Origin of the sequence: Segeticoccus rhizosphaerae (assembly GCF_009192725.1) — a bacterium.
GTDB classification, from domain to species: domain Bacteria; phylum Actinomycetota; class Actinomycetes; order Actinomycetales; family Dermatophilaceae; genus Segeticoccus; species Segeticoccus rhizosphaerae.
Genome location: NZ_VOHR01000623.1, coordinates 1 through 929 on the forward strand (window position 1 = coordinate 1; position 929 = coordinate 929).

General features: G+C 71.9%; 1 protein-coding gene. It reads left to right on the forward strand.

What is annotated here, in order from left to right:
- Positions 1-193: 193 nt before the first annotated feature.
- A partial coding sequence (gene holA / locus FRW57_RS22140; protein ID WP_238999548.1) for a DNA polymerase III subunit delta occupies positions 194-929 on the forward strand: 736 nt, incomplete at its 3' end.

A 929-nucleotide genomic window follows, 5' to 3' on the forward strand; every position in this document is an offset into this window, starting at 1 on the left:
TTTTCGAAGGTGCGGGAGCGGTCTGAGGCGAGCACAGGCGAAGGCCGGGCGGCCGGTGCTCACCTCAAGCCGTTTTTCGAAGGTGCGGGAGCGGTCTGAAGCGAGCAAAGCGGCCCGAGCCGAGCACAGGCCGGTGCGGGAGCATGGGCGGGGTGGGGGAGACCTGTCGGGCCGCCGTGGCAGGCTGTGACCCGTGACCGCCCACCCCTCGCAGCCCGGCTCGGCAAGCGCCGGAAGCGCCGGCGCCGGTGTGCCGCCGCTCGTGCTGATCAGCGGACCCGAGCAGGTCCTCGCCGACCGGGCGCTGGCCTCCACGATGACCCTGCTGCGCGACAGCGACCCCGAGGTCGAGGTCATCAAGCTGTATGCCGCGTCCTACGAACCGGGTTCGCTCGCCGTCCACACCAGCCCGTCCCTCTTCGGGGGCAGCAAGGCGGTGGTGGTGCACGACCTCGACGAGGCGTCCGACGAGCTGCAGACCGACGTGCTCGCGCTGCTGGCCGCTCCGGCCGACGACGTCACGCTGGTGCTTGCGCACAAGGGCGGCAACCGGGGCAAGAAGGTGCTCGACACCGCCAAGAAGGCCCACGCCCGGGTCATCGACTGCCCGGCGATCAAGACCGACCGCGACAAGACCGGGTTCGTGACGAACGAGTTCCGGAGCAAGCGGCGCAAGATCACCCCCGAGGCGATCCGGGCGCTGCTCGAGGCCGTCGGCAAGGACGTCAGCGAGCTCGCGGCCGCCTGCGCGCAGCTCATCGCCGACACCGAGGGCCTCGTCGACGATGCGGTGGTCGAGCGCTACCACGGTGGCAAGGTGGACGCGTCCGGCTTCCGGGTGGCCGACGCGGCGATCGCCGGGCAGGCGGGCGAGGCGCTGCGGCTGCTGCGTCACGCGATCGCCAGCGGGGTCGACCCGGTGCCGATCG